Below are 1,267 nucleotides of genomic sequence, written 5' to 3' on the forward strand. Positions count from 1 at the left end.
TTTTTCGTATTATCAGGTTAGCCAGTAATTACTGGTTGGCCTTTTTTTGTGGTCGTTTTACGATGGGGGAAGCCGGGAGAACGTGGCGGTTTTAGGGGCTAGGACCTCGTAACAAAAACAGTTCTCCCACGACCTCCAAAAGACCATGTTTGGGCTGGTAGGGGCAGTTGACCCCGTATAACAAGCGAAGCTATGGGTTTGGAACCATCGTGGAAAGGACCGGCGAAACAAAAGATAAGGAGTGAGCATATGGAGCCTGTTGTTGGTGTAGATGTCGCTAAAGGTTCAAGTGTGATACAGGTGTTTCAAAAACGAAATGAGCCCGTTGGCAAAGCTATCGTCATTGAGCATGTTGCGAGTGGATTCGAACAATTCACGGAGATGTTAGGCGCCCTTCAAGCCGAAACGGGTGTTGCTCCAGTGGTTGTTTTGGAGGCGACTGGGCATTACCATCGTGCCTTGATGTCGTGTCTGAATCGGAGTGGCTACACCTACTACATTGTGAATCCCTTGCAATCCAAGCGAGCCAAGGGAACGCAGTTACGCAAAGTTAAAACAGATGCTGCAGATGCTTGGCATCTGGCAGAGATGTACTATCGCGGCGACGTGAAGCCGCATCGAGACTGGGATGAGACGTTTACAGAGCTACAGCATTTGACTCGGCAGCATGAGTTTGTTACGGGAATCTTTGTGCAAGCGAAGCTGAACAGCAGAGCCTTGCTGGAGCAAGTGTTTCCGGCGTATGAGCAGATATTTTACAATGTGTTTTCAACAACATCATTGACCGTGCTGACTCATTGTTTGGAGGGAAGTATGACGAATTGGAATGAAGTCATTCAGGGTAATTCGGGACGATCCCATTCCAAGCGATGGACCAATGAAAAAGCGAGAAAACTGGAGGAAGTACTGGATGAATGGAAAGAAATTCGGCGTAGCCCCGCTCAAAGCAAGGCACTGCTCGGAATGGTCTCTTTATTGTTGACGATGATTCGGCAACTGGAGGAAATCGAAAAACAAATGGAGGAAATCGCAGAAAATCTGCCTGAAGTGGAACTGGTGAGAAGTATCCCGGGAATTGGAACGAAACTGGCCGCAGCCATTGTAGCTGAACTAGGTGATGTGAAACAGTTTAGTGATGCGAAGCAACTTGTGGCGTTTGCGGGCCTTGACCCAGGGATTTTCAGTTCAGGAAAGTTCACAGCGACAAGTACACGAATTACGAAACGAGGCTCTAAAAGGCTCAGACGTTCGCTATATTTAGCGGTGC

The 1,267-nt window shown here is 48.1% G+C and carries 1 protein-coding gene; it reads left to right on the forward strand.

The features are described 5' to 3' along the window. Positions 1 to 249: 249 nt before the first annotated feature. Positions 250 to 1,267 (forward strand): IS110 family RNA-guided transposase (locus P5G61_RS31795; RefSeq protein WP_301250120.1); only part of this gene is annotated, 1,018 nt, incomplete at its 3' end.

It is taken from the genome of Paenibacillus vandeheii, assembly GCF_030433635.1.
GTDB lineage: Bacteria > Bacillota > Bacilli > Paenibacillales > Paenibacillaceae > Paenibacillus > Paenibacillus vandeheii.